The sequence below is a fragment of the Thermoactinomyces sp. DSM 45892 genome (genome assembly GCF_900107305.1).
Taxonomy (GTDB): Bacteria; Bacillota; Bacilli; order Thermoactinomycetales; family Thermoactinomycetaceae; genus Baia.
Map to the genome: position 1 here is coordinate 1 of NZ_FNPL01000046.1, position 1,363 is coordinate 1,363.

General features: G+C 41.4%; 1 protein-coding gene. It reads right to left on the reverse strand.

Annotation, left to right across the window (positions count from 1 at the left end; all coding sequences use genetic code 11):
- Window positions 1-56 precede the first annotated feature (56 nt).
- Window positions 57-1,247, reverse strand: coding sequence for an IS701 family transposase (locus BLU58_RS15935; RefSeq protein WP_093293845.1), 1,191 nt, complete (start codon window positions 1,245-1,247; stop codon window positions 57-59).
- Between the last annotated feature and the right edge of the window lie 116 nt (window positions 1,248-1,363).

Here is a 1,363-nt window from a genome sequence, read left to right on the forward strand (position 1 = left end):
CTCGAGATGAGCAAATCTGCTAACAGAAATATCCAGTTCCAATAGACAGACTACGGCTAGGCCGCATTCAGTTGCTTTTTTATACAACTAAGCGGAATGCCTAAACGGCATTGCGAATAAATCCATTCGATCATGCCTGACTCCCTTTGCTCTCGAACTTTTCGTAGGCTAGCAAATAGACATCTACCTGATTGATGAATTAGATAATGGCATGCGAGAAAAAGCAGTAGCCAGAAGCGTTCAATGGCTCGAGTAGAACGTACACGATACCGATCAAATGAGAGGTTTTCTTTCAGGAATCGAAAGAAAATTTCGATCATCCAACGTTGGCTATAATGAGCCAAGATTACCTCCTCATTGAGGGAAACGTCCATACCCAAAAAACATCGCAATGATGTGGCGTTCCCTAATTGGCCTTCTGGCCAACAGAAAAGGACAACACCATTTTCTATTTCTTTCAGAGCTCCTTCGAATCTGTATACATGATAGGATTTTTCTCCCACTGTCACCAAGCGGGTATCTGATTTCCTGATCATCACAGCTAGGTCTCTCGCAGGAGTATGAATACCTTTGGGAAAAAGAATTCGATTCGTCTTTAAACCGCCAATGAGGTATAAACCCTTTGATGCGCTCGCATCAATCACTTTTTTCGCATTGTACCAAGTATCTACTAACAAGTATGCAGAATGCTGGAAATTGGGTAGTGATTTAATCAAATCGCACACAAGATCAATTTTGCTTTTCCCAGCTTTATCATATCGTAGAAAAGTGTAAGGAAGACGGAGTTTTCCGCATTGGAAAAGGACAACAATAACCTGATGACCCCAGATGCAACGCCCTTCTTTATGGGAGAAGTGAAACTCAGCATTTGGAATGGACGACGTCGCCTGTGACGAAGGCTTTGTCTTCTTGCAGAGGGTATCATCAACAATTACATGGATGGGGAATTGCGTTTGTTCTGCTTCTTTGTAGATCTGACGTAACACATCACTTTGAGATTTTTTAAGAAGCCAATCTTCTTGCCATTTTCCGTGTTGAAGAAAATGCCCTAAAGTGGTGCGATGGCGCAATTCATGGCTGGAGCCATGAATATCTGTAAGTGTCCCTGAAAAACCTTTTTGCGTCACGCCATCTATGAAATGAATCATATGCTCCAAAGCAGGTTTACTGTAATATAAATTGAATTTCTTTCCCTGTAAGTACTGGTTGATTGTTTCGTGATGTGGTAGTCTGACGTTACGAGACATGTTTTATCTCCTTCACAAAGTTATTTGGCGGGAACCAATAACTTCTACACAGGGGGTACCATGTCTTTCTTTTTGATCATTTGTAAATTATTTCAAGCGAATTTGCTCATCTCGAG